The sequence below is a fragment of the Mesorhizobium comanense genome (assembly GCF_005503535.1).
Lineage (GTDB): Bacteria > Pseudomonadota > Alphaproteobacteria > Rhizobiales > Rhizobiaceae > Mesorhizobium > Mesorhizobium comanense.
This window is the reverse complement of the sequence record NZ_SCNN01000044.1, coordinates 1-24,486: the sequence shown is the minus strand read 5'-3', so window position 1 is coordinate 24,486 and position 24,486 is coordinate 1. Positions and strand designations below refer to the sequence as shown.

Below are 24,486 nucleotides of genomic sequence, written 5' to 3'. Positions count from 1 at the left end.
CAACATCTACGGCGGATCGACATACAATCATTTTACGTGGGTGTTGCCAGAGGACTCTGCCGAGAACATCGCATCCAAGTGAAAGTAGAAATGGTCCCTCACCGGACGCTTACGATCGACGGCTCGAAAAAGAAGCCTCTGTTGCCGATTCGCTTGCCTCCGAGCCGCAGCTCGGCACCTTGATTGGTGGCGTCCTCAATCAAATCTTCCATGCTCGCGATGCGGCGGCTATTGGCGAGCGGCCCCATGAGGGTGTCCGGGTGCATCCCGTCCCCAACACGGATACCTGCGGAATGCTGCGTAAAGCGGTCCGCAAACCTCTCGAAAATCTGTTTCTGCACAAGGATGCGGGTCGGCGATCCACAGACCTGGCCTGCGTTGCGGTACTTCTTGCTGGAAAGGATTTCTGCGGCCGCTTCCCAGTTCGCGTCCGCAAATACAATTGCGGGTGCATGGCCCCCAAGTTCCATGGTGAGGCGCTTGAGGTGACGCCCTGCAAGCGCCGCCAAATGCCTGCCGACGATGGTGGAGCCGGTGAAGGACAGCTTACGGACCCGTTGGTCGGCGATGATCCTTTCCGAAATTTGAGCAGGTTCTCCGAAGACAAGATTGAGTACGCCAGCAGGCAGGCCGGCATCGGCGAAGGCTTGCACCATCGCGGCGGGCGCCCCCGGCGTTTCCTCGGCAGCTTTCAGTACCACCGCACAACCTGCGGCAATCGCGGCAGCTACCTTCATTGCCGCGGTCTGGATTGGGAAATTCCAAGGGCTGAACGCGGCGACCACACCCACGGGCTCCTTCAGCACGAGCTGTCGCGTGTCCTCGGTCCTGCCGGGGATGATCCTGCCGTAGGCGCGGCGACCCTCTTCAGCATTCCAGTCGATCACGTCCGCGGTGACAGCTACCTCCGATAGGGCCTCGGCGATAGGTTTGCCCTGTTCTACCGTGATTTGCCGCGCGATTTCCGCTTGCCGCTCACGCAGAAGGTTGGCGGCTTCGCGCATAATGCCATAGCGGTGATATGCACTCTTCTCGCGCCACCGTTGGAACGCGACCGTTGCGGCACCAATAGCGGCATCGACATCGTCCGGTTCTGCTTTTGCGACAGACCCGATTGTCTCGCCGGTTGCCGGGTTTTCGACCGGAATGGCAGCTCCATTGCGGCCGGCGCGCCAAACGCCATTGATGAACAGTTCGGTCATGATGCTATTCTCCTGCTAGGATTTTTGGCTCTTGGACGGCATCCTATAGTCGGAGAATTTCTTCTCGAGATGGAGCGTCAGGTAAGCGAGAGGGATTAGAATTGTGGAAAACAGGAGGGCAAGGGTTGTATAGGCTTCAATCGGCCGAAACTCCTGATCCGAAATTGTCTTTGTGTGCAATACGAGTTCCCCATAGGCGATGATGGAGGCGATAGAGGTCAGTTTTATGATCTCCATGGCCTGATTGGCGAAAGGTGGGATCATCTTGCGCACGGCTTGAGGTAGTATGACCAGACGCAGCGTTTGAAGGCGCGTTAGTGCTAGCGCTCTTGCAGCCTCGATCTGCCCTTTTGGGATCGAGACAATGCCGCTCTTGAATATCCCCGAAATATAGCATGCGCTGTACAGCGAAAACGCGACGATGGCGGCAATGAACGGGCTAAGCTGCACCCCAAGCAGGACGGGGAGGGCGTAGTAGATCCAAAGGAGTTGCACCATCGATGGAGTATTGCGGAACAAGCCGACGAACATCTGAGCCGGTATTCGAAGCAGCACTCGATGTGACGAGAGCGCCAGTCCGAGCAGAAGGCCAAGGAGCGTCCCAAACACAAGACAGATTGCTGCCAAGTATAGCGTGCCGGCTAGGCCTTGACCAAGATATCCGATGTTGTTCCAGATCGTCGAAAAATCCCACTGAAAGTTGCTCATGCGCGGACCTCGTTTCGACCAAGCCGGCGCTCAAGATAGCTTGCAAGCTGATTCAGCAGGAAAATAACCACGAAGTAGAGCGCCGCGACGATCGTATAGGTCTCAAGGGGACGGTAGGTTGTCGATGCCACCATTGAACCTTGAAAGGCTAGTTCAGCATAGGCGATAGCAGCGGCGAGAGATGTTCCCTTTATGATTTCGCTGAGCACATTCACCAGAACGGGAATGATTGGTCTAATTGCCTGGGGTGCAATGATGAGCCAAAAAAGCGGGATGAGATGTAGACCGAGCGCCCTGCCGGCCTCCCATTGGCCACGGGCGACGGATGTGATTCCTGCCCGGAACACTTCGGCGAGGTAAGCGGAGTTTTGCAGACCCAACGCGAGGGCGGCCGCCTCGAAGGACCCCACCCGTAGCCCTGTTATCATTGGGAACGCAAAATAGAACCATATGATCAGGACCAGCAGGGCAGACGTTCTGAAGAAGTCCACGAAGGCGCGCGCAAACCAATATATCATCCTAATGTTCGAAAGAAGCGCTAGAGCAAGGATGAAACCCAGCGGAACTGCTATCGCGATAGTCACCGCGGTTAGATTAAGGGTCGCAACAAGACCCTTCCAGAGAAGTTCATTACTCCTCAGAACTACACTAAAATCCCAGTCGTAAGCCATATGGGAGACCTGTTCAGAAACGGAGGAGTGCCGTTTGGCCCTCCTCCGCGTATTGTCAGAGCAGTCGTTCGCGCATCAGGGGAACCGATTTAGAGGGGTCGAGGCCGCGCCAGCGGGCATAATCCTCGTAGGCGTTCTGGATTTCGCTAGCGAAGTAGAGATATCCGACTGACGTGCTGAGATAGTCGCGCAAGCGCGGAGTCGGCTCGTAAGGAAGCCCCGCACCGGAGGGGATTGCGAAGAGCGGCTTGGGGATTACCACATTGCCAATCTTCAACTTTTCACGCAGGAGATCCATTTCCGGCCCGGCGCCCGTGATGCCCTTCACGCGCCCGCCTTGGAAAGCAGCGTAAGTCTGCGAGGCTTCCTGGAAGCGCACGATTTCCGCTTTGGGGAGGAGTTTCGAAATAAACTGGTCCATCGATGTGCCCAACATCACCGCGACCGAAAATTCGGGGTTGTTGAGGTCCGACCAGTTCGCGGCGTTCACGCCGTCGGCGACCAGAACGTTGAAAGGGTTCCAGGCCATCTGAGTGGTAATGAAATCAATAGCGAGCGCGCGGGTCGGTGTGCCATCGAGCGCGAGCATTACGTCGAATTGGCCGGCCTGGAGGCCCGCGACGGCGTTCCCCCAGGTCGTTTCGACGAGTTCGAGCTTCACGCCCATCGCGTCCGCCAGCATCTTGGCGAGGGCCGGGCAAACGCCTCTCCAAACCACGCCGTTGGATTCGACCCCGCCAGGCGCGTCACTGCCGCTCACGTCCTTGAAATACCACGGCTCGCTGTTCGCGGCACCAAAGCGGATCACGCCGTTTTTGCGGATCCGGGCAAACGCGTCCTCACCTGAGACGGGAGCCTCTTGCGCCGATGCTCCAGTAGCGGCAGCAGCTCCGGCGATTGCAGCCGCAGCACCGATAGCGGGAAGGCCCGACAGAAAGTTTCTTCTCGATTCATCCATTTCGTTGTTCCCCTTGTTTGACTTTGCCCAAAATTCCTGTCGCAAACCTTTGCCGAAGAAGCCGAGGTTGCGATCGTTCGGTATCGTGACGAATTTTCGATCCGAGACGATACAAATTGACCTCGTCTTCCTAACGGCAATTTTGGAGCTATCGCGGATTGGTTGCGACTTCTAAAATCAACACACCCGGCATGTGTGCTTCTGATGCAAGTGGAGATGGATAATTCCGATGAACACGATGGCCAGCACGAAGGTCAAAGTGAATTCGTGAAGCCCGGAGGACGTGAGCAGAATTGAAGGGAACAACGCAGCAGATTTTTCCGCGGAAGTCCTTTAGATCTGGCGCGGCCAGCCCTTCTGGTCGGTCATCGCTTTGACGAAACTGCATTCGCAGGCTGGAGCAAGATAGGTTCCTGCTCGAATTCCGTCTGAAAAGGTGTAACGGAGCATAGAGAGGCGATCGATACTGGTCGCAAAGGCCATCGCTGTTCCTGATGGTTCCTTCCGGAGAGTTCCTCCGCCGATATTCCGGTGATCCGATTAACGCTTGCGCGGCAGAAGCGGCCCTGGCACGGCCCTGTTCCGAAACGACCTACCAGTCGTGTTTCAAACGCGGACCGCCCATTGCCGAGCTTGAGAAGGTCAGAGCGCTTCATTCCCTCACAGCGGCAGATAATCGGATCGCCTACCAGTTCTGAGTGGTCGAGCGACGTCAGCTTCCTCAATGCAGCCTGTAGCTTTCGCGCTTTTTCGAGTTCATGCGAAGGAGAGGGAGTTGGCGCCCCTTTCAAAAGAGCAACAAGTTTCCTAGCTGCAAATGCGCCATCCTCAATTGCTGCGTCGGCACCGAGAATTTCGCGGCAATCCCCTGCATGAAGGATAGGGTAGACAGAAGACTCCGAAGTTCTCGGCAAGCCGATCTGATTCGAGCGGAGTCCGTTGCTGATGACCAGGTTATCTACCTCGTACCGCGCTATCCTACCGGTGTCGGAAGTGACTTCCACCAGAAGAACCGAGCCGGACGCTTCTGCCCTTACGATACCAGTCCCGGTTTTATAGGGAATCCGCTTACGCAGGATAATGGATCCGTATCTCATCGTCTCCGCAAATGTAGACCGGCTTGCCAGCAGGCGAAACGCCGCGCCTGGCGCTCGCCAAGGTGTTCCGCGTTCCACAAGCGCGACTGGCGGAGCGCCGGCCGACGCCAGTTGCGCAGCAACAGCAAATATCAACGGCCCCGATCCGACCACTAGGGTCCGCCCAGGTACAAAACGCCCAGTTTCCTTCAACATGAGCTGCGCGCCACCAGCGGTCATGACGCCGGGTAGCTGCCAACCTTCGAAAGGTTCTATGTGCTCGATCGCACCAACCGCAACGAGAAGTCCGGCTGCCTTGGCCGAAAGGGTGCGTCCCAATGCACGATCTTCAATCAAGGCATGACCGGTATCGTCGGCACCGAGAAAGACGCTATTGTAAAGAATTCGGATCTTTCCCTGAACGGCGGACAGTCTTTCGTTAAGAGCACGCCAGTTGCGAGTATGATGCCTTCCATGAAGGGAATGAACGATGTCACGATTGGCGGGCTGTCGGTGAATTGCACCGCCGAGTCGGTCGCGCTGTTCGACCAAAACAACTCGATGATCGCTTTCGGCAAGACTGACAGCTGCTGCGACACCGGCGGGCCCACCGCCAATTACCAGAACGGGCGCGTCACACATCGTTGTCTCCCGCATCAGTGAGAAATGGCCTTAAGCACATCGCTTCATCCGCCCGAGTGATGCAGCTCTCGAAAGGAGCACCACCACGATCCGTGACGAGGCAGCTTTGGCAGGCACCGATACCGCAAAAGTAGCGGGCGCTGGTCGATGGCGAATACGAACCGAAATCTCGGACACCTGAAAGCGCAAGCGCCGAAGCGACGGTTTGACCTTCGACAAACGGTATCAACCGGCCATTCCATAAGAACGCGTGTGTCATGAAGCGGCTCGTTCAGCAAGAAAGCGCTGGGGCGCGAGAAGTGAATATTCAGGTTCCGTTACCTTGTCCGTGATGATGTCAGCCACGATTTTCCCTGTATATGGTCCTAAGCAGATTCCATCTCCTTCGAATCCAGTGGCCAGAACGAGGTTCTCGATAGTCGGATGTTGGCCAACGATTGGCAGCCCGTCACGCGTGGCGGTACGAACGCCCGAAAAGGTCCTAATCACTCGGCGCGCCAGAAGCGGTGGATACAACGCAGCTGCCTCGCGAACGATTTGGGAAATCGACTCGATATCGGTGCCTGTGTCGGATCTATTGTCCTCTCGCGTTCCTCCAAGCAGAAACTGCCCCGTTTTGAGCGGATCAATAACAAGGCCTACACGAGAGGGTGCAGTTTTTGAGCCTCGCCGTTTGGCGGCAATATAGCTTGCTGCCATTAGATGTCCGTCAAAAGCGGCATGGCCAATCCCGCCCCGATCCGTAATCACGATCTGGCCTTTTCTCGCGAATAGCACATCTTCCAAGCCAAGCAACCGGCTCGAGCCCAAGCCTGCGGCGACCACAATAGCGTCGGCGGAAACGAGTCCTTGCGATGTGTAAACGCCCGTTACGCGGGCACCGGCCGTAGCTACCGCATCGCACCGACAATTGCGGATAATCTCGACACCAGAGCGGCTCAGAAGCCGCTCGGTAACCTCATAACCGAGCGCATGCCCATCGTTCCAGACAACAACGCCGCCAATAGCGGCATCACTCAGACCGGGAACGAAACGTTTCAGACGCTCTGAATCCGCAATCTCTGTCTCTTCGCCGGATGCTCTAAGGTCGTGTGCGTGAACCTCAAGCAGTTCCATTTCTTCTTCAGTACGAGAAATTAAGAACGTGGGTCGCGGATGATAGATTCCAGCCAGTACGCCTTCAGATGCGAGTTGAGAATAAAAAGCTCGAGCCTTCTGCGCGAGCGTCATCATCATCCCCGGCTGTTTGCTTGCAACCGATACGGCACCATCCGAAGAACCCGTCGCGCCGGCGGAGGGGCCAGCGGTATCGATTAGAGACACGGCGATCCGTTGCTTCGCGAGAAAATAGGCTGCCGAGGCGCCTACAATTCCGGCTCCCACCACAACAACTTTTGGTGCATTGGCATTCACATACATCGGCTTCATTCTCGACAGAACCAGCCGGAGCATTTTTCAAAGTGCGCCTCAAGTCGATCCTAATGACCACACGAGGCTTGTTTGTTTTTTTTTATGTCCATTACCAAATGGCATAAAGGAATAGATGTGACGCAATTTGTACGGAAAAGGTTGCATAAGGCGAGCAAGCCCATGACTCCAGCGCGCCATCGCAAATGACTGGAGAATGCCATTCGCGATGCTAGGTGGTTCAGTCGAAGAAGAGCTAGTGGTGACCTGTAAAAACTGCCTCAAACCCCACTGCGATATCTTCCTGCCGCTCTTACTCTCATCGGCTGTAGAGACCATTTGTAAGGAGATCAAAATATTCCGCTGCGACGGTTTCCGCGCGTTTTTGTCCGCCTGGTTTGAACCAACGGACCATCCAGTTGAGCATAGAGAGAACCGAGTGAGACGATATTGTCACATCCGCCTCGCGGAAGGCGCCGGTTGCCATTCCTTCCCGAAGAATTCCCCGGAGTATGCTCTCATACTCGATACGAAGCTGATTGGCTTCGGACTTGAGCCCCGGATTTGCCATACCGCCGTATCCGATCAGCATGCACACGAAACCCCAGTAGTTTTTTTCAAAGTACCCAGCGTGCGAAACCATGAATGATTTCAGCTTACCGTCAGCCGTGGTGGACGCCGCAACAGCTCTACTGACATGTTCGAGCAGTCCCTCCAATGTGCGTACAATGATGGCGTCATAAACAGATTGCTTGGTGTCGAAATAATGGTAGACGGCAGCCTTGGAGACGCCGAGCCGCTCGGCAACGACATTCATAGAGCCATTGTCGAAACCGCCCTCTCCGAACAAGACGGCGGCCTCGTCAAGAATGCGATCGCGAGCATTTTCGAGAACGGGCGGTCGTCCCATGCGGGGCTTTGTTTTGGTCTGCTTCATTGGGCCTCTGATGTAGGTGTTTGCTCGCGTAGAGTGGGATTTCTCTTGTGCTACCACATTACCAATGCGCGACAAACACCAATACGCCGATCAAACTTCTTGTTGCCAACTTAACGACGGGTCGGAAGGGAAAAAAGAGTCCCTCCAGAAGTTCGGTGACCTAACTTGCTCTGATAACGGCCTCGACGAGAGCAAGCGCGTCCTAAGATTTCTATTTACTTACCGACGGAACGGAATATAAGTATTCGCATCTGTCACGGAGTAGAGCGTAGGCCGTTATCACGCCCGCGTTGGGTGCGGTGCTGCGTCCTTATATGGAAGGCAAGGCTGCTATGAAAATCTTGGTCCCAGTCAAGCGGGTCGTTGATTACAACGTGAAGATTCGCGTGAAGGCGGACGGCTCGGGTGTCGAGCTTGCCAATGTGAAGATGTCGATGAACCCGTTCGACGAGATTTCGGTCGAGGAGGCTCTGCGCCTGAAGGAAGCGGGCAAGGCCGAGGAAGTGGTCGTCGTGTCGATCGGACCTGCCAAGGCCGAAGAGACGCTGAGGACGGCGCTGGCCATGGGGGCCGATCGCGCCATCCTGGTCGAGACCGACGATCAAGTCGAGCCGCTGGCCGTCGCCAAGATCCTCAAGGGTGTGGCCGACGCCGAGCAGCCGGGCCTCATCATCGTCGGCAAGCAGGCGATCGACGACGATTCCAACCAAACCGGCCAGATGCTGGCGGCCTTGCTCGGCACGGCGCAGGCCACCTTCGCCTCGAAGATCGAGATCGGTGACGGTTCGGCCAAGGTCACGCGCGAAGTCGATGGCGGCCTGCAGACGATCGAGGTCAAGCTTCCGGCCGTCGTCACGTCGGACCTGCGCCTGAACGAGCCGCGCTATGCCTCGCTGCCCAACATCATGAAGGCCAAGAAGAAGCCGCTCGACAAGACGTCGCCCGCAAACTTCGGCGTGTCGACGGAGCCGCGGCTGAAGGTGCTGAAGACCGAGGAGCCGTCGGGCCGCAAGGCGGGCGTCAAGGTCAAGACGGTCGCCGAGCTGGTCGAGAAGCTCAAGACCGAAGCCGGCGTGCTTTGATCGGCGAGATTTGAGGAGATTACGATAATGGCCATTCTTCTTCTGGCAGACCACGACAACGCCCACCTTTCCGACCAGACCGCCAAGGCGCTGACGGCGGCCTCCAAGATCGGTTCCGACGTGCATGTGCTTGTCGCAGGCGCGGGCGCCAAGGCGGCGGCTGAGCAGGCGGCCAAGCTTGCCGGCGTTTCCAAGGTGCTGGTTGCCGAGGATGCAAGCCTTGCCAACAATCTGGCCGAGCCGCTGGCGGCGCTGATCGTGTCGCTCGCCGGGTCCTACGACACCATCCTCGGCGCGGCCACCTCGGTCGGCAAGAACGTGCTGCCGCGCGTGGCGGCGCTGCTCGACGTGGCGCAGGTGTCGGAGATCGTCGAGGTGGTGAGCCCCGACACGTTCAAGCGTCCGATCTATGCGGGCAACGCCATCCAGACGGTGCAGGCCACCGATGCGAAGAAAGTGATCACTGTCCGCTCTTCATCCTTTTCTCCTGCCTCCCAAGGCGCACCTGCTGCCGTCGAGGAACTCTCGACGGCAGCCTTTTCTTCTGATCTATCGGCTTTCGTTTCTGCCGACTTGTCGACCTCGGACCGTCCGGAGCTAACCTCGGCCAAGATCATCATCTCGGGCGGCCGTGCGCTGGGCTCGTCGGAGAAGTTCCAGGAAGTGATCCTGCCCGTCGCCGACAAGCTCGGCGCGGCCGTCGGCGCGTCACGCGCGGCCGTCGATGCCGGCTACGCACCGAACGACTGGCAGGTCGGCCAGACGGGCAAGGTCGTCGCTCCGCAGCTCTACATCGCTTGCGGTATTTCCGGCGCGATCCAGCACCTTGCCGGCATGAAGGACTCGAAGGTGATCGTCGCGATCAACAAGGACGAGGAGGCGCCGATCTTCCAAGTAGCGGACTACGGCCTTGTCGGGGATCTCTTTGAGGTCCTACCGGAGCTGCAAAAGGCAATTGGCTAACCGCGACTGCCCCACAATTTTTTCCAACGAAATGACAGGAACGCGCACAATGGGCAGGACAGTGTTCGTCAACGGCCAATGGCTGGACGAGACGGCAGCAACGATCTCGATCTTCGATCGCGGATTTCTTTTTGCGGATGCGATATATGAGGTAACTGCCGTTGCTGACGGCAAGTTGATCGATTTCAAGGGCCACACCGATCGACTGAAACGCTCGCTCGAAACGCTCGGAATTCCGATGCCGGTCGCGGAAGGTGAACTCTTGGCTTTGCACCAGGAGATCGCGCGCCGGAATGGCATTACGCATGGCTTAGTCTATTTGCAGATTTCCCGTGGCGCGGAAGACCGCAATTTTATCTACACCGATGGCCTCCGTCCGACGATCGTGATGTTCACGCAGCCGCGCACCATCCTGGCTAACCCTGGCTGGGAACGTGGCATCACAATGAAGACAGCACCTGATGGGCGATGGGCTCACCGGCAGATCAAAACGGTACAGCTTCTCTACTCGTCAATGGCCAAGATGGAGGCGTTGCGCGAAGGCTATGATGATGTGCTTTTCGTGGAGGATGGCCTCATAACGGAGTCAGGTTCAGCGAATTTCCACATCATCACCAAGGATGGCATTCTGATTACGCGGGACCTCTCAAACGCCCTACTGCATGGCATTACTCGCGCGTCGGTTCTGGATCTCGGGGCACGAGCGGGGCTTGAAACACGTCAGGCTGCGGTCACGCTCGAAGAAGCCAAGAATGCGGAAGAAGCGTTCATCACCGACTCCATCAGCTTCGTTATGCCTGTTGTTTCGATCGATGGTCATCCGGTTGGACTTGGCAAACCCGGTCCGGCGACTGCAAAGCTACGCAAGCTCTACATCGAAGATCGCCTCGCCACCGGCATAAACATCGCGGAAAGAGCGGCATAGCCGCTCCTCATTTTTCACCGACCTGTACTTCATCGCAATCTTCCGACCGCGTGCCCCGCTCGTCGACGAAGAATAGGGAATGGAATTATGATCCTGTACCAGCGGTACGCCATCTTCCTCGTAATTCTCTTGGGTTCACTCCTCTCGGTCATGGGCCTCGCGCTTTCGAGCCCTTGGTGGGCAGTCCCTGCCGTGGTTCTTGTTCCGCTCGCGCTGATTGGCGTTTACGACATCAAGCAAAGAAGGCATGCTATTCTTCGGAACTATCCGGTGATCGGCCATATCCGCTTTCTCATGGAAAGCATCCGTCCGGAAATCCGACAGTATATGATCGAGGCTGATCACGAGGAGGTTCCGTTCAGCCGGCAGGCGCGAGGGCTGGTCTATCAACGCGCAAAAGGTGTCGAGGACAAAAGGCCGTTTGGGACGATCGAAAATGTTTATGGCGCCGGCTATTCGTGGCTTACCCACTCTGCCACGCCAACACATATCACCGACTTCGATTTCCGGGTGAGTATCGGTGGGAGCAGTTGTCGCCAGCCCTATGATGCCAGCCTCTATAATATTTCCGCAATGAGCTTCGGTGCCCTTTCCGGCAACGCGATTTCAGCTCTGAACCGGAGAGCCAAGAAGGGCGGCTTCGCCCATGACACCGGGGAAGGGGGGATCAGCCGCTACCACCGCGAAGGTGGTGGCGACCTAATTTATCAGGTCGCCTCCGGCTATTTCGGGTGTCGGGGAGACGATGGAAGCTTCTCAGAGGAGAAGTTTGCTGCAATCACTGCCGACCCTCAGATAAAGATGATCGAGGTCAAGCTAAGCCAAGGCGCGAAGCCTGGTCACGGCGGTATGCTTCCGGCGTCGAAAATCTCGCCTGAAATTGCCGAGGCGCGGGGCATTCCCATGGGTGTAGACTGCATCTCACCGCCAGCACACAGCACGTTCTCCACGCCTGTCGGTCTGATGGAATTTGTCGCCAGATTGCGCGAACTATCTGGCGGTAAGCCGGTAGGCTTCAAGCTCTGTATCGGTCATCGCCGTGAGTTTCTCGGCATGGTGAAGGCTATGGTGAAAACCGGAATCAAACCGGATTTCATCGTGATTGACGGTGCGGAAGGAGGAACAGGAGCCGCTCCGGTGGAATTCGCCAATCGGGTCGGCATGCCGATGCTTGAGGGCCTGACCTTCGTTCATAACGCGCTTCGTGGCGCGGGCATTCGCAACGATATCAGGCTCGGCGCAGCGGGGAAGATCATTTCCGCGTTCGATATCGCCCGCGCACTTGCTCTTGGTGCAGACTGGTGTAATTCCGGCCGGGGCTTTATGTTTGCCGTAGGCTGTATCCAGGCTCAGGCATGCCATACGAACAAGTGCCCGGTTGGGATCGCCACGCAAGATCAGGCCCGTCAGCGTGCTATTGATGTAGGTGATAAGAGCGACCGTGTCGCGCGTTTCCATCGCAATACGATGCGCGCCTTGAGCGAGATTGCCGGCGCCGCAGGCCTGACCGATCCTCGCGACTTCATGCCGTACCACTTCATGTTCCGCCAGTCGGACAACGAATTCCTTGATGGCAATGAGGCGTATCCATATTTGCCCGAAGGGTTTCTGCTGTCGGAGGAGGAAATTCCGGAGTTGGCGGATTGGTACGATCGCTGGGACCGGGCGAGCGCGGAGACCTTCGCGCCGCCGGAGATCCCCTTTGGGCCTTTTGCCTCGCGTCGAAAGCGTAAGCCTGACCTGCGGGCCATGGCGTAAAGCAATCTGAAAGTGATGGTTAAGGAAAAAGCCGCAGCCCGACCAGGTTGCGGCTTTTCTGTTCTGCACGCCAACGTTCATTCAGGTGACGAACAACAAGCTGGAATTCGGGAATGGGCGACGAGACGCCGCCCAGCCTTCAATGCTTATACTGACGCGAGGGCGATCGCGATGCCCTGACCAACGCCGATGCACATGGTCGCGAGGGCGAATTTGCCGCCGGTGTTCGCCAGCTCCAGCGCCGCCGTGCCCGTGATCCGTGCGCCCGACATACCCAATGGATGTCCTAAGGCGATGGCACCCCCATTTGGATTCACGCGAGGATCGTCGTCGACGATGCCAAGGTCACGCAACGTCGCAAGCCCTTGAGATGCGAACGCTTCGTTGAGCTCAATGACATCGAACTGCTCCTGGCGCATTCCAAGGCGGGACATCAGCTTTTTGGTCGCCGGCGCAGGGCCAAATCCCATGATCCTCGGTGCTACACCTGCGGTCGCGCCACCCAGAACGCGTGCGATCGGAGTCAGTCCGAATTTCTTGACGGCGGCTTCGGAAGCCAGAAGGATTGCCGCCGCTCCGTCATTCACGCCTGACGCATTGCCTGCGGTCACAGTGCCGTCGGCGCGGACAATCGGTCGGAGCTTGCCGAGAGCATCGATGGTTGTCGCGCGGGGATGTTCGTCCGTGTCGACGATTAGTGCGTCGCCCTTCTTTTGCGGGATCGTGACCGGGGTGATCTCTTTAGCGAAGCGGCCATTTGTCTGGGCCTGTGCTGCTTTCGCTTGCGAACGCACCGCGAAAGCATCCTGGTCCTCGCGGCTGATCTTGAAGTCATCCGCCACGTTCTCGGCGGTTTCCGGCATCGAGTCGACGCCGTACTGCTTTTTCATGAGTGGGTTGATGAAGCGCCAGCCAATCGTTGTGTCGTGAATCTCCATCGAACGAGAGAAAGCCGTCTCGGCTTTTGGAACGATAAAGGGAGCACGGCTCATGCTTTCGACGCCGCCGGCGATCACCAGGTCAGCTTCACCGGAAGCGATAGCGCGCGCACCGGTGATTGTGGCATCCATGCCGGAGCCGCACAGGCGATTGATGGTTGTTCCGGGAACGCTCACAGGCATGCCCGCGAGCAAGGACGACATGCGTGCAACGTTCCGGTTATCCTCGCCTGCCTGGTTGGCGCACCCGAACACCACTTCATCGATGGCTTCGAAGTCGAGGTTGGGATTTTGCGCCATGATTGCCTTCAAGGGGATAGCGCCGAGATCGTCAGCCCGCACGGATGAGAGCGAGCCACCGAAGCGGCCGATCGGCGTGCGGATATAGGCGCAGATATAGGCTGGGGACATCGGATTCCTCCAAAAAGTATGGGTTGGTTCAATCGAGCAATGCGAGGTTCCCGCGGCGGCCGCCGCCGACTACGGTCGCAAGAGTACGTTCAAGGCGGTAACGTGGTTGACGCTTCGCCCAGAAGAGTGGTCCACCAAGATGTTTCGGAAAGCCATATCCGTTGATCATCACCAGATCGATATCTGAGGCACGCGAAGCGATGCCGTCTTCCAGAACGAGCAGGGCCTCGTTGACGATCGCGCAAAGCGTGCGCTCCTGGATTTCGTCCCGGTCCAGCGACCTCGGCGCAGCGCCATAATGTGCCCGCGCCTTCGCGATGAGATTTCTCACGTCTGGGTCCGATGCGCGTTGGCCATCGTCATACCGATACCAGCCGGCACCTGTCTTGCGGCCGAGCCGGCCGGCTTCAACAAGCCATTCGAGGACCGGAACGTCACCATCCTTGTCCCCGCGGGCCTCCTGCTTCCTCTTCCGGTTAGCCCAAGCTATATCGAGCCCTGACAGGTCCGACACGCTGAACGGCCCCATGGCAAAACCGAGCGCCTCAAGGGCGGTATCAATTTCGTCCGGGCTTGCGCCATCGATCAGCATCGCTTCGCTCTGTGCGCGGTAAGCATTGTAGATGCGGTTGCCGATGAAGCCTTCTCCGACTCCGGAAACGACGGCGACTTTCCGAAGCCGTCTTGCGATCGCAAAAGCGGCCTGCAGGACTTCCGGTGATGTTTCTTCGCCCCGAACAATCTCCAGAAGCTTCATGATGTGCGCCGGCGCAAAGAAATGCAGTCCAACGACGGATTGAGGACGCGTGGTCGCGGCGGCTATGACATTCACATCGAGATAGGAAGTGTTGGTCGCAAGGATCGCATTGGTCTTGGCGAAACTGTCGAAACGAGCCATGAGCTCAGTCTTCACGGCCAGATCCTCGAAGGCAGCTTCGATGAGCAGATCGCACTCTGAAAGATCTTCGAGATCATGGACCAATGTCAGCTCGGCGGGGTTCGAAGCTTTCGCGAGAAAACCTTCGATGCGGGTCCGTGCGCTTGCTAGGGCCTCTTGTTTGAGGTCCGTGAGCTTCACCGGATAACCTGCGGCGAGAAAAGCGGCGGCGATCCCCGCGCCCATGGTTCCGGCTCCGACGATACCGACTGTCTCGATCGACAAGGGCGAAGCGTCCGCGAGGCCCTCGACACGCGCGGCCTGCCTTTCCGCAAAGAAAAGATGCCGCAGGGCCGCCGACTCATCGGAATCGCGGAGGCGCCGAAATGCGGTGCGGGCTGACGCGAGCGCGTCATCGAAGGGAACCGTGACTGCCTGCCAGATTGCTTCGGTCTGGTCGAAGACGAAGGGTCGCCCGCGACCGCGTTTCAAGACCTGCTGGACGGCAAGGTCAAACGCCTTGTGATCGAAGGGCTTTGGTTCTCTGTCCCTTAATCTGATCTTCGTGGTCCCGAAGGCACGAGCATAGGCAATCGCATCGTCTGGAATTTTCCCAACAATAGCGTCGATGAGGCCGAGGTTCTTGGCTTCTGGAGCTTTGACTTGACGGCAAGACGCGATCATGTCGAGTGCGGTGACGGCATCAGTCACCCGAGGCAGTCGGACGGTGCCCCCGGCACCTGGAATTATTCCGAAGGTTCCTTCCGGCAGTCCGACGGCAGCCTTTTCCGTCGCGATCCGCGCGTCGCAACCGAGGGCGATTTCGTAGCCACCGCCGAGTGCCGCCCCTTCGATTGCCGCGATGACTGGCTTCGAGCACTGCTCGATGGTTTCAATGACATCCGGCAATGTGGGATCGGTCAGGGGTTTGCCGAACTCCTTTAGGTCGGCTCCGGCGATGAACGTACCGTTTTTTCCAAGAAGGACGATCGACTGAACGTCGTGTTTCGCAGCGAGATGGTTGATGGCGTCGATCATAGCTTCGCGGAGATCGCGCGAGAGCGCATTGACAGGCGGATTGTCGATCGAAACCAGGCCGACACCATCAACGATTTCGGTGGTGGTAAGACCTGAGCCAAATTTCTGAACGAGGGGCGAGGGGGTCTCTGTAGTCATAGCGGGCTCCGTAAGGATTGTTCGAGCCGTCGGTCCAGCCTCCCTCCGACGCCGTGCTTGCAAGCCCGCCGAAGAACGAAGGCTGAGTGAGGGGACGCTTACGAGGCGGCCTTGATCATGTTCTTGGCGATCACAATCTGCTGGATCTGCGTGGTGCCCTCGTAGATGCGGAACAGCCGAGCATCGCGATAGAACCGTTCGATGCCGTATTCGGCCATATAGCCGGCTCCGCCATGAATCTGCACGGCGCGGTCGGCGACTCGACCGACCATCTCGCTTGCGAACATCTTGCAGCACGCGGCATCGGTCGTCACGTCCTGGCCTGCATCACGGCGCCGTGCAGTTTCCAGCACCATGCAACGTGCGGCGTAGGCTTCCGTGCGACTATCGGCGAGCATCGCCTGGATGAGCTGGAATTCGGCGATCGGTTGTCCGAACTGCTTGCGGTCCATTGCATAGCGCAAACTGTCCTCGATCAAGCGTTCGGCCATTGCAACACAGATCGACGAGATGTGCAGGCGACCGCGATCCAACGTCTTCATGGCTGTACGGAAGCCCTGGTTCTCAACGCCGCCGAGAAGCGCGTCGAACGGGACCAGGCAATCCTCCAAAATCACATCCGACGTATGAGAGCCCTTCTGACCCATCTTGCGGTCGATGGGGCCGAGCGAAAGGCCGGGCGTTCCTGCTTCGACCAGAAACGCCGAGACACCTTGGGCGCCGGGCTTCGAGGCGTCAGTGCGTGCGAAAACGGTGAAAAGACCGGCGTGAGGGGCGTTTGTGATGAAGCGTTTCGTGCCATTTATCACATAGCCGTTCTCAGTGTGCTTTGCAGTGGTTCGTACCGACGCAGCATCCGAGCCAGCTTCCGGCTCGGTCAGCGCGAATGAGCTGATGAGTTCGCCGGTGGCAAGGCGAGGCAAATACCGCTGCTTCTGCTCTTCCGTGCCGTCGAGAATGAGGCCGAGCGAGCCGATACCGTTATTGGTCCCGATAAGCGAGCGGAAGGCGGGAGAGGTCTTGCCCAGCTCCAGTGCGATCCGGACTTCTTCCTCCATATTGAGACCAAGGCCACCGTACTCTTCGGGAATCGTCAGGCCGAATAGACCTAAATTCGCGATCTCCTGGCGGATTTCGACCGGGATAGCATCGTTATCGGCGACCTGTTCCTCGAGAGGACGAAGACGCTCTCTAACGAAACGCCCGACCGTATTCACCAGTTCATTCATCGTGTCTGAATCGAGAGCCATGTAGTCTCACCTGTTTGCTTGCGCCACCAATGGCATTTAAAGCATTTATATACTGTTTGGACGGTAAGTAAATAAGCCAGGAGACCCGATTCGAAAAATACCGAATGAATTCGAGCCGTTGGATCATCAGTCCCGTCAGCATCGCTGCGAATGCGGACCGGGGCATGAAACTCCGGTCCGCTACGCTGTCGTGGTCTGCCATCCGTATTTCGCGTACGCTATGCGGCGAGTTCCGCTGTAACTCGATTGAGAACCTTGCCGATCTTCTCGATTAAGAAGTCTGCGTCCCCCACGGTGATCGTGAGAGGCGGGCAAATCGTGAGCGCGTCGACGGCTGCGCGCAAAAGCACGCCCTCCTCGGCGAGATACGCATTTGCCTTGGCGCCCAGTTCTCCGTTCTTGAGGCCGGCTGCATTTGGGAAATTCTGCTTGAACAGTTCCACGGCGGCGACCAATCCAACGCCACGAACCTCTCCCACCAACGGATGATCCGAGAAACGTTGCAGGCCGTCACGCAGGTATTGACCGACGCGTGATGCGTTGCCGACGAGGTCGCGATCTTCGATGACGGCGATGTTTTCGAGTGCCACGGCCGCCGCAACCGGATGCGCACCGCCGGTAAAGCCGTGGCCGAAGGTGCCTATGCGATGGCTCTCATCAGCAATCGGTTGGTACACCTTGTCATTCACGAGCAGAGCGGAAATCGGAAGGTATGACGAGGAGAGCGCCTTCGAGAGAACCATAATGTCCGGTTTGATATCGTACGTCTGGGAACCGAACATGTTACCGGTTCGGCCGAAGCCGCACACGACCTCGTCAGCGACCAACAGTATATCGTATTTCCGCAGAACGGCCTGAATCTTCTCCCAGTAGGTCCGCGGAGGAACGACAACACCTCCGGCGCCGAGGACCGGCTCGCCGAAGAAGGCAGCGATTGTCTCCGGACCTTCATCGAGGATCAGCTTCTCCAGTTCGTTCGCCCTTCTGGATGCAAAATCCTCTTCGCTTTCACCAGGTTCCGCATCGCGCCAGAAATGGGGGCTGCCCGTACGTAGGACGTTGGCAATGGGCATGTCGAAGGATTCGTGATTGTAGGAGAAAGCGGTCAGGCTGCCCGAGGCCAGCGTGACACCATGATAGGCGCGTTCTCGGGCAATAAGCTTTTTCCGCTGGGACTGGCCGAGCGCATTCGACCTGTACCAGATCATCTTGATTGCGGTATCATTGGCTTCGGAACCGGAATTCGTGAAGAACACCTTGCTCATCGGGACCGGGGCGATCTCTACTAGCTTTTCCGCAAGATCGATCGCCGGCATATGCGTCCGGCTAGTAAAATTGTGGCCAAAGCTCAGGCGTTCCATCTGCCGTGCAGCGGCTTGCACGAGACGCCGCTCGCCGAAGCCGACGGCGACGCTCCAAAGGCCGGCCATGCCTTCAAGGTAGCGCTTCCCGTTGCTGTCGTAGACGTAAGCCCCCTCAGCCCGGTCAATGATAAGCGGCGTCGTCGCTTCATGCTTCCGGGCGTCAGTATAGGCGTGGAAGTGGTACGCAATATCCCGCGCTTCATTGGAGTTGGGTATCATCGTCATCTTCATTCACTTTCTTTGTGGAGAGCTGCATTCGCAGCTCTCCTGCTTGATGGTAGGAACGCACAGTCTCACTTCGAGACATCGACACCGAGCCATTTGATCGACATGGCCGTCAAAGTGCCGTCGGCTTTCATTTCTTCGATGGCTTTGTCGATGGCAGCTTTCAGTGCCGGTTCTTTTCGCATTGCGACCGCCTGCTCTTGGGGGGCGAACGGTTCGCCCGCCGTGACGAAGCCCGAATCGGCTTTTTTGATCAGACTCGCCGCGACCATCGTGTCGTTGAGGGCCACGTCGATCCGGCCCGCCTTCAAATCGCGATACATGGTGGCGTCGAGGTCGTAGGTCTTGACGTCCGCGTCAGGGACGTTGGCACGAACCCATTGCTCGAAGTTCGTGCCGAGCACCGCGCCAACGGCGCGCCCTGAAAGCTTTTCAGGTGCCGTCAGCTCGGCTGCGAGTTCTTTCCGAGTGACCATCTGGATCTTGGTGATCGTGTATGGAACCGAGAAATCGTAGTTCTTCTGACGTTCCGGAGTGATGGTGATCTGATTGATCACGACGTCGAGCCTACCAGACGCGAGAGCCGCGAGAATGCCGTCAAACTGTGTCGGCACATATCTAGGCGTCAGTCCGAGCCTCTTGCAGAGATCGTTAGCAAAATCGACCTCGAACCCGACGAGATTGCCGGATTCATCCTGAAAATTAAAGGGGGGATAGGTCGACTCGAGACCAATCGCAAGTTCACCCTTTCCGGCGATTGTCGACGGCAAGACGTCGGCTGCGGCCGTGGCTTCCAGAGCGGTCAGGGATGTCAGGCAAAGCGCAGTTACTGCGAAAAATGCCCGTCGGTTTAAGTTGAAATACATGAAGAATCATCTCCATTGAGTTTGAATTATTAAGCGACTAGTCGGTATGTAAAGACGACATGCGGTCTGAAGGAATATTCTGCAAGTTTACGTCGGCGAAAGATCCGCGCCGAACCATTTGATGGTGAGCGCCTTGATCGTTCCGTCCTTCTTCGCGTCCTCAATAGCCTTGTTGAACATTGCTTTGAGATCCGCATCGCTCTTGCGAAGGCCAACGCCGGCGCCAGCACCTAGCAGGCCGCCCGCAAGCTTCGGCCCGACGACAACCATATCGCCGCCATCCGCGCCCTTGAGAACACCCATCAGGTAGGGCAGTGTATCGAAAGCGATATCAATGCGGCCGGCTTGGAGGTCGAGTACGTATTGTTCGGCTGTCTTGTATTGCCGAATCTCCGCGACGTCGGCGAAGTTCTTCTCGACGAAGAGGGTGTTGGCGGAAGCGGTCAGCACGCCGAGCGTCGAGCCAGGGAGTTCGGAGCGGACCGCGTCGATCTGCTTGGTCGCGGAATCGGCGTCCTTTTCCAGATCAAGGATGGATTCGCCAAGCGGAAGATTTGCGAATTTGCTCGACTTCGTCGTCAGGAAAGCGCGCGGGCTCGCCGCATAAGAGACAGAGAAATCGATCTCCTTCAGCCGCTCCTCCGTGATGTTCATTCCCGCGATGATGGCGTCGAACTTCCCGGCCTGCAGGCTGGGAATGATGGTATCCCAAGGCTGCGATGTGAGTTCGCATTCGACCTCCATGCGTTTGCAGAGGTCATTCGCGAGGTCGACTTCGTATCCCAGGAATTTGCCGTTGGCATCGGTATATGCCCAGGGAGCATAACTGACGTCCATGCCGATCACGATCTTCTTCCACTCCCCGGCATGCGCCGGCATCGTGGGGAGTACAAAGGCCCCTACGATAAGTAGATTGGACAAGAATTTTTTCATCGATAGTCCTCCTCAGTGTGAATGTTGTTGCGTTGCCTTCACGTACATCCATGCAGGGCGTCAGAAAAAACGCACAGATGCACCGCTCCTGGTGAGACCTTTACGGACCCCATCCAAGGTCTTGATATCCATGATTTGCGGATGCGTAGGGGCTAAGCTCTTATCGCAATGCCAAACAGGACAGTCTTCAGGTCTTCTTCAAGCATGGCGGTGAGATCATCGACCGTTGCTTCCTCACTGGTTATGTAAAGGACAAATACGTGCCGTATGACGCTATGGATAATGCGGGCTGCGCTATCCAGATCAACATCATCATGGATCGAGCCTGTCCCACGAAGCTTGTTCAAAGCGACACGCACATGTTTTGCAGTAATCGAGAGGAGCTCACGGAACTGGCTGCGCTGCTCAGGGCCCATGTGTATCGATCCCCCCAGGATCTCCCTCCACACGCCTTTTCTTGAAATATCATATCCATCCAAAAGGACCGATTTGGCGATCAGCACCATCGCCTGGACAGGATCGTTTGGCAGCCGCTCCACAACGCGCGCCAAATTCGGCTCAAGGATATGCCTGTCCTCCTCAAGCAAGCCTAGCAGCAGATCGTGCTTCGATTTGAAAAAGGAGTAGATGGTGGGGACGGAGACGGTAGCGCGCGCGGCGACGGCTTCGAGACTAACCTCATTGAAGCTGTGTGCCGCGAACAAATCACTCGCCGCAGCGAGAATGTTCTCCCGCCTTATTAGGCGTTGGCGCTCCCGCAAGCCCATTCCTGCATGCCTCCCCCCAGACTTTTGATTGATCATGGCCTCACACCGTTTTGAGTTTCAACGCGCTGAAAACTTTTAACGGATGTAAATATTTATGCAATTCCGTGATGACCGCCGGCGGCTGGCGACGCCGACATACGGTCGTCCGACGGACTGTCTGATTGACCTGGCACACTTTCTCGACGCGTCCAAACTTCAATCGAACAAAAACTTTGTATCTAATAAAAATATTCCTTGCAATAAAAATATTTTGTGCGAACTGTGATGCCGCTGGAGGAGCGTGGCTGAGGGAGCGCGGCCGTGCAGGTGTCTCGTAGTTCGACAATTGGGCTATCCCCAATTCGATCAGGCCGCCACTGTGCCCTTCACATCCGTAATTTCTGAAAATGCGCAGTGTATTGGACAAGCTGTGGGTTGGCTGCATGAATTACACTGATCTTGTTGGTTTTGGTGAAGGAGGATGGGGTCGTGTCCTCATCGCTGGCGCGGGCGTCACGTCCGCTATCGCCGTTTTGGGGTTCCTCATCGGGTCTATTCTTGGCAGCCTCGTTGCCTGGGCAAAAATGTCACCAATCCGTTTGGCTCGTGGCGTCGCCGACGCTTACACGACCACACTGCGAGGCGTGCCTGATCTTCTGGTCATCTATCTACTCTACTTCGGCGGAAACTCACTTTTGTCGACCTTCGCCGGCTTCTTCGGGGCGAACGGTTTTGTTGGAATGCCTACGTTCGCTACTGGGGTTCTCGCGATCGGGATCATTTCTGCCGCTTATCAAGCTGAAGTGCTTAGAGGCGCTTTCAACACTGTCGCCAAGGGCAGTATCGAGGCGGCTCATGCGGTTGGCATGGGCCGTTGGCTACTGTTCAGGCGCGTCGTTGCACCACAGGTACTGCACTACGCATTGCCGGGCCTCGGCAACACATGGCAATTGGCCCTGAAAGAGACGGCCCTCATCTCGGTCGTCGGGCTTGTGGAACTGCTTCGGCAAGCTCAAATGGCTTCGGGTTCAACGCGCCGACCGTTTGAGTTCTTTATCACGGCTGGACTGCTCTATCTGACAATCACCGTGGTCTCGTCGCTTCTCTTCCGCTTCGCCGAGTATCGCTCTGCGTGCAGGATGGGGGGCTAAACAGTGATCGATTTCGGTTTTCTCTGGCAGGCTTTCGTCAGGCTCATTGCCGGTTTGCCTATTACGCTCGAATTGGCCGCAACGGCGATACTTGTCGGGACAGTCCTGGCAACAGCCCTGGCGATTGTTGCGCACCTGCGGGTCCCCGTCGCTTCCCAATGCGTTGCCTTTTTCGTCTTTTGCATACGCGGCTCGCCGCTCCTCCTGCAGATGTTCATCATCTACTACGGCCTCGGACAGTTCCGTCACGAACTCCAGAGTTGGGGTGTCTGGCCGTTTTTCCGTGAACCTTACTGGTGCGCCATCACTGCTCTAGTGCTTAGCGTCGGCGCCTATGGAAGTGAGATCATCCGCGGAGGGCTAAAGTCCGTTTCGGCCGGATTGATTGAGGCGGCAAGGGCTTGCGGCATGTCCGGTTTTCTACTGTACAGGCGCATCATCCTTCCGATCGCATTCCGGCAGGCTTTGCCAGCCTACGGCAATGAAGTCATTCTCGCGGTAAAAGCAACTTCCCTCGCTTCCACCATCACCATCATGGAAGTAACTGGTATAGCTGCGGAGCTAATCTCCCAGACATTTCGCGCTTTCGAAGTGTTTATCGTCGCTGGTGCAATTTATCTGACGCTCAACTTCATAATAACCCGCCTGATCGCTCTACTTGAATACCGTCTGTCACCGCATCAGCGCGATCTCCCCGTCAAAACAAACATTGAGGCGCGGCCATGACGTCAATCGAGACGAATAACGTTCCCGTAATTTCCATTCGCGACCTCCATAAAAACTTTGGCGATCTTGAGGTGCTAAAGGGCATCACGTTCGAAGCACATGAAGGAGAGGTGGTCTCGATCCTTGGATCGTCGGGCTCTGGCAAGTCCACAATGCTCCGGTGCATCAACATGCTCGAAACCCCGAGCGCGGGAACAATCGCCATCCGGGGCGAGGAAATCGCCATGCGAACGACCAAGAATGGAACCCGTCCCGCGGATCGAAAACAGCTCGACCGGATTCGGTCAGACGTCGCGATGGTGTTCCAAGGCTTCAATCTATGGCCACACATGTCGATCCTCGAAAACGTCATTGAAGCGCCGGTCCATGTTCAGAAGCGTTCAAAAACGGAATGTGTGGACGAAGCAATGTCACTGTTGGCGAAGGTGGGGCTTTCCGACAAAGCCAACAGTTACCCCAGACACCTATCGGGCGGGCAGCAGCAACGCGCAGCGATTGCAAGGGCGCTTGCTCAGCGGCCAGCAGCCATCCTGTTCGATGAGCCGACATCGGCGCTAGACCCGGAGCTTGTCGGGGAGGTCCTGAAGGTCATTCGAGATCTGGCTAAAGAGGGACGAACAATGCTCATTGTCACCCACGAGATCAATTTCGCACGGGAGGTTTCGAACCGCATCATTTTTCTGGAAAAGGGTACGCTCATCGCGGACGCGCCGCCCGCAAAACTCTTCTCTGAAGCTGCACCGGACCGCTTCAAAAAGTTTATCTCCAAAACCTTACACACTTCCTCCTAGGCCGTCCGCGGCTCCGGTTGTGCGGTGCGCCACAACGCTATCGTGTAGCCTCCAAGACACTAAATTCTGAGCGGCATGGCGATTGACATGCCGCTATCAGTTATATACTGTTCGGACGGTAAGTAATTAGGTCGCTTCCGCCCGAGCAGTCTGGTGCATTAAGCGGCTCGATTCACCGTGAGGAGAAGAGCTGCCCCGCCTTATCCGCGTAGGCCTTTCTCCGATATTTTGTTGAAACGGATAGAGGAAGGATCGCGTTTCCGATGAGCGTCGCACTGAACGGAATCAAGGTTCTCGACCTGTCTCGCGTTTTGGCCGGCCCCTGGGCAACAATGACGTTGGGTGATCTCGGTGCTGACGTGCTGAAGATTGAGCAACCTGGAACCGGGGACGACACCCGGACGTGGATGCCGCCGGCTGTGGAGGGTGTTTCAACCTACTATCTGGGCGCAAATCGCAACAAGAAGAGCGTTGCGATCGACATCGGCAAGCCGGAAGGAAGAGATCTGATCATTGAACTCGCAAAAAAGAGCGATGTCCTGATCGAGAACTTCCGCCCGGCCTCGCTCAAGAAATTCAAGCTCACCTATGACGATCTGAAGGACATCAACCCTCGGCTCATCTATTGTTCCATATCGGGTTATGGCCGCGGTCACGAGCTGGAGGAGCGTCCGGGTTACGACTTCATTATCCAGGCTGAATC

At 57.0% G+C, this 24,486-nt stretch carries 23 protein-coding genes; 8 read left to right on the top strand and 15 right to left on the bottom strand.

All coding sequences use genetic code 11. The annotated features are described in order from the left end of the window. Positions 1 to 98: 98 nt before the first annotated feature. From FFS37_RS34430 to FFS37_RS34395, 8 genes are all read right to left on the bottom strand, one after another. Positions 99 to 1,202 (bottom strand): aldehyde dehydrogenase family protein, encoded by a 1,104-nt coding sequence (locus FFS37_RS34430; RefSeq protein WP_137935361.1) that lies wholly within the window; start codon positions 1,200 to 1,202, stop codon positions 99 to 101. A 15-nt stretch (positions 1,203 to 1,217) separates the two neighbouring features. Further along, positions 1,218 to 1,910 carry an amino acid ABC transporter permease gene (locus FFS37_RS34425; RefSeq protein WP_137935360.1) on the bottom strand — a complete coding sequence of 231 codons (693 nt, stop codon included), beginning with the start codon at positions 1,908 to 1,910 and terminating at the stop codon, positions 1,218 to 1,220. Continuing rightward, positions 1,907 to 2,581: an amino acid ABC transporter permease gene (locus tag FFS37_RS34420; RefSeq protein ID WP_137935359.1), complete on the bottom strand. Its 675-nt coding sequence runs from the start codon at positions 2,579 to 2,581 to the stop codon at positions 1,907 to 1,909. The genes FFS37_RS34425 and FFS37_RS34420 overlap by 4 nt, the downstream gene beginning before the upstream one ends. Before the next feature lie 55 nt (positions 2,582 to 2,636). Beyond that, complete coding sequence (locus FFS37_RS34415) at positions 2,637 to 3,539, bottom strand: transporter substrate-binding domain-containing protein (protein ID WP_137935358.1); 903 nt, start codon at positions 3,537 to 3,539, stop codon at positions 2,637 to 2,639. Positions 3,540 to 3,904: 365 nt separating this feature from the next. Then, entirely contained in the window at positions 3,905 to 5,257 is a 1,353-nt protein-coding gene (locus FFS37_RS34410) for an FAD-dependent oxidoreductase (RefSeq protein ID WP_171026548.1), read from the bottom strand. Then, positions 5,250 to 5,516, bottom strand: a complete 267-nt coding sequence (locus FFS37_RS34405) for a 2Fe-2S iron-sulfur cluster-binding protein (protein WP_137935356.1) — start codon at positions 5,514 to 5,516, stop codon at positions 5,250 to 5,252. The genes FFS37_RS34410 and FFS37_RS34405 overlap by 8 nt, the downstream gene beginning before the upstream one ends. After that, complete coding sequence (locus tag FFS37_RS34400) at positions 5,513 to 6,685, bottom strand: NAD(P)/FAD-dependent oxidoreductase (RefSeq protein WP_171026547.1); 1,173 nt, start codon at positions 6,683 to 6,685, stop codon at positions 5,513 to 5,515. Before FFS37_RS34400 ends, FFS37_RS34405 begins: the two co-directional genes overlap by 4 nt. A 298-nt stretch (positions 6,686 to 6,983) precedes the next feature. Further along, positions 6,984 to 7,601, bottom strand: coding sequence for a TetR/AcrR family transcriptional regulator (locus FFS37_RS34395; RefSeq protein ID WP_067941717.1), 618 nt, complete (start codon positions 7,599 to 7,601; stop codon positions 6,984 to 6,986). Between the two features lie 332 nt (positions 7,602 to 7,933). Here FFS37_RS34395 and FFS37_RS34390 point away from each other — a divergent pair, with 332 nt between their 5' ends. From FFS37_RS34390 to FFS37_RS34375, 4 genes are all read left to right on the top strand, one after another. After that, positions 7,934 to 8,683, top strand: coding sequence for an electron transfer flavoprotein subunit beta/FixA family protein (locus FFS37_RS34390; RefSeq protein WP_067941716.1), 750 nt, complete (start codon positions 7,934 to 7,936; stop codon positions 8,681 to 8,683). Positions 8,684 to 8,710: 27 nt separating this feature from the next. After that, positions 8,711 to 9,646 (top strand): electron transfer flavoprotein subunit alpha/FixB family protein, encoded by a 936-nt coding sequence (locus tag FFS37_RS34385; RefSeq protein ID WP_067941714.1) that lies wholly within the window; start codon positions 8,711 to 8,713, stop codon positions 9,644 to 9,646. 49 nt (positions 9,647 to 9,695) lie between these two features. Then, the gene (locus FFS37_RS34380) at positions 9,696 to 10,571 is read left to right on the top strand and encodes an aminotransferase class IV (protein WP_067941712.1); all 876 of its coding nucleotides are present in this window, start codon (positions 9,696 to 9,698) and stop codon (positions 10,569 to 10,571) included. Between the two features lie 87 nt (positions 10,572 to 10,658). Then, positions 10,659 to 12,329: an FMN-binding glutamate synthase family protein gene (locus tag FFS37_RS34375; RefSeq protein ID WP_137935354.1), complete on the top strand. Its 1,671-nt coding sequence runs from the start codon at positions 10,659 to 10,661 to the stop codon at positions 12,327 to 12,329. A 146-nt stretch (positions 12,330 to 12,475) separates the two neighbouring features. Here the strand turns inward: FFS37_RS34375 and pcaF are convergent, their stop codons facing one another. From pcaF to FFS37_RS34340, 7 genes are all read right to left on the bottom strand, one after another. Next, positions 12,476 to 13,678: a 3-oxoadipyl-CoA thiolase gene (gene pcaF / locus FFS37_RS34370; protein ID WP_033967481.1), complete on the bottom strand. Its 1,203-nt coding sequence runs from the start codon at positions 13,676 to 13,678 to the stop codon at positions 12,476 to 12,478. A 28-nt stretch (positions 13,679 to 13,706) separates the two neighbouring features. Next, the gene (locus FFS37_RS34365) at positions 13,707 to 15,731 is read right to left on the bottom strand and encodes a 3-hydroxyacyl-CoA dehydrogenase NAD-binding domain-containing protein (protein WP_093744152.1); all 2,025 of its coding nucleotides are present in this window, start codon (positions 15,729 to 15,731) and stop codon (positions 13,707 to 13,709) included. A 98-nt stretch (positions 15,732 to 15,829) separates the two neighbouring features. After that, positions 15,830 to 16,981: an acyl-CoA dehydrogenase family protein gene (locus FFS37_RS34360; RefSeq protein WP_033967480.1), complete on the bottom strand. Its 1,152-nt coding sequence runs from the start codon at positions 16,979 to 16,981 to the stop codon at positions 15,830 to 15,832. A 218-nt stretch (positions 16,982 to 17,199) separates the two neighbouring features. Next, positions 17,200 to 18,570: an aspartate aminotransferase family protein gene (locus tag FFS37_RS34355; protein WP_033967567.1), complete on the bottom strand. Its 1,371-nt coding sequence runs from the start codon at positions 18,568 to 18,570 to the stop codon at positions 17,200 to 17,202. Between the two features lie 68 nt (positions 18,571 to 18,638). Then, the gene (gene tcyJ, locus FFS37_RS34350) at positions 18,639 to 19,436 is read right to left on the bottom strand and encodes a cystine ABC transporter substrate-binding protein (protein ID WP_137935353.1); all 798 of its coding nucleotides are present in this window, start codon (positions 19,434 to 19,436) and stop codon (positions 18,639 to 18,641) included. Positions 19,437 to 19,523: 87 nt separating this feature from the next. Continuing rightward, positions 19,524 to 20,369, bottom strand: a complete 846-nt coding sequence (locus tag FFS37_RS34345; protein ID WP_137935352.1) for a transporter substrate-binding domain-containing protein — start codon at positions 20,367 to 20,369, stop codon at positions 19,524 to 19,526. Positions 20,370 to 20,521: 152 nt separating this feature from the next. Further along, positions 20,522 to 21,172, bottom strand: coding sequence for a TetR/AcrR family transcriptional regulator (locus FFS37_RS34340; protein WP_137935351.1), 651 nt, complete (start codon positions 21,170 to 21,172; stop codon positions 20,522 to 20,524). Positions 21,173 to 21,558: 386 nt separating this feature from the next. Between FFS37_RS34340 and FFS37_RS34335 the strand changes: the two genes are divergently transcribed. The 4 genes from FFS37_RS34335 to FFS37_RS34320 all read left to right on the top strand — a co-directional run. Then, positions 21,559 to 22,266 (top strand): ABC transporter permease, encoded by a 708-nt coding sequence (locus tag FFS37_RS34335; RefSeq protein WP_137935350.1) that lies wholly within the window; start codon positions 21,559 to 21,561, stop codon positions 22,264 to 22,266. Positions 22,267 to 22,272: 6 nt separating this feature from the next. Continuing rightward, entirely contained in the window at positions 22,273 to 22,992 is a 720-nt protein-coding gene (locus FFS37_RS34330) for an ABC transporter permease (RefSeq protein ID WP_093744157.1), read from the top strand. Further along, positions 22,989 to 23,783 (top strand): ABC transporter ATP-binding protein, encoded by a 795-nt coding sequence (locus FFS37_RS34325; protein ID WP_093744154.1) that lies wholly within the window; start codon positions 22,989 to 22,991, stop codon positions 23,781 to 23,783. Before FFS37_RS34330 ends, FFS37_RS34325 begins: the two co-directional genes overlap by 4 nt. 263 nt (positions 23,784 to 24,046) lie before the next feature. Next, a partial coding sequence (locus FFS37_RS34320) for a CaiB/BaiF CoA transferase family protein (RefSeq protein ID WP_171026546.1) occupies positions 24,047 to 24,486 on the top strand: 440 nt, incomplete at its 3' end.

What these genes read in the sequence shown, in the direction of transcription:
- FFS37_RS34335 (WP_137935350.1), top strand. Translation starts at nt 21,559, where the DNA reads ATGAATTACACTGATCTTGTTGGTTTTGGTGAAGGAGGATGGGGTCGT.
- FFS37_RS34415 (WP_137935358.1), bottom strand. Translation starts at nt 3,539, where the DNA reads ATGGATGAATCGAGAAGAAACTTTCTGTCGGGCCTTCCCGCTATCGGT.
- FFS37_RS34375 (WP_137935354.1), top strand. Translation starts at nt 10,659, where the DNA reads ATGATCCTGTACCAGCGGTACGCCATCTTCCTCGTAATTCTCTTGGGT.
- FFS37_RS34430 (WP_137935361.1), bottom strand. Translation starts at nt 1,202, where the DNA reads ATGACCGAACTGTTCATCAATGGCGTTTGGCGCGCCGGCCGCAATGGA.
- FFS37_RS34355 (WP_033967567.1), bottom strand. Translation starts at nt 18,570, where the DNA reads ATGACGATGATACCCAACTCCAATGAAGCGCGGGATATTGCGTACCAC.
- FFS37_RS34365 (WP_093744152.1), bottom strand. Translation starts at nt 15,731, where the DNA reads ATGACTACAGAGACCCCCTCGCCCCTCGTTCAGAAATTTGGCTCAGGT.
- FFS37_RS34325 (WP_093744154.1), top strand. Translation starts at nt 22,989, where the DNA reads ATGACGTCAATCGAGACGAATAACGTTCCCGTAATTTCCATTCGCGAC.
- FFS37_RS34420 (WP_137935359.1), bottom strand. Translation starts at nt 2,581, where the DNA reads ATGGCTTACGACTGGGATTTTAGTGTAGTTCTGAGGAGTAATGAACTT.
- pcaF (WP_033967481.1), bottom strand. Translation starts at nt 13,678, where the DNA reads ATGTCCCCAGCCTATATCTGCGCCTATATCCGCACGCCGATCGGCCGC.
- FFS37_RS34395 (WP_067941717.1), bottom strand. Translation starts at nt 7,601, where the DNA reads ATGAAGCAGACCAAAACAAAGCCCCGCATGGGACGACCGCCCGTTCTC.
- FFS37_RS34385 (WP_067941714.1), top strand. Translation starts at nt 8,711, where the DNA reads ATGGCCATTCTTCTTCTGGCAGACCACGACAACGCCCACCTTTCCGAC.
- FFS37_RS34380 (WP_067941712.1), top strand. Translation starts at nt 9,696, where the DNA reads ATGGGCAGGACAGTGTTCGTCAACGGCCAATGGCTGGACGAGACGGCA.
- FFS37_RS34400 (WP_171026547.1), bottom strand. Translation starts at nt 6,685, where the DNA reads ATGAAGCCGATGTATGTGAATGCCAATGCACCAAAAGTTGTTGTGGTG.
- FFS37_RS34390 (WP_067941716.1), top strand. Translation starts at nt 7,934, where the DNA reads ATGAAAATCTTGGTCCCAGTCAAGCGGGTCGTTGATTACAACGTGAAG.
- FFS37_RS34345 (WP_137935352.1), bottom strand. Translation starts at nt 20,369, where the DNA reads ATGAAAAAATTCTTGTCCAATCTACTTATCGTAGGGGCCTTTGTACTC.
- FFS37_RS34425 (WP_137935360.1), bottom strand. Translation starts at nt 1,910, where the DNA reads ATGAGCAACTTTCAGTGGGATTTTTCGACGATCTGGAACAACATCGGA.
- FFS37_RS34410 (WP_171026548.1), bottom strand. Translation starts at nt 5,257, where the DNA reads ATGTGTGACGCGCCCGTTCTGGTAATTGGCGGTGGGCCCGCCGGTGTC.
- FFS37_RS34340 (WP_137935351.1), bottom strand. Translation starts at nt 21,172, where the DNA reads ATGATCAATCAAAAGTCTGGGGGGAGGCATGCAGGAATGGGCTTGCGG.
- FFS37_RS34360 (WP_033967480.1), bottom strand. Translation starts at nt 16,981, where the DNA reads ATGGCTCTCGATTCAGACACGATGAATGAACTGGTGAATACGGTCGGG.
- FFS37_RS34405 (WP_137935356.1), bottom strand. Translation starts at nt 5,516, where the DNA reads ATGACACACGCGTTCTTATGGAATGGCCGGTTGATACCGTTTGTCGAA.
- tcyJ (WP_137935353.1), bottom strand. Translation starts at nt 19,436, where the DNA reads ATGTATTTCAACTTAAACCGACGGGCATTTTTCGCAGTAACTGCGCTT.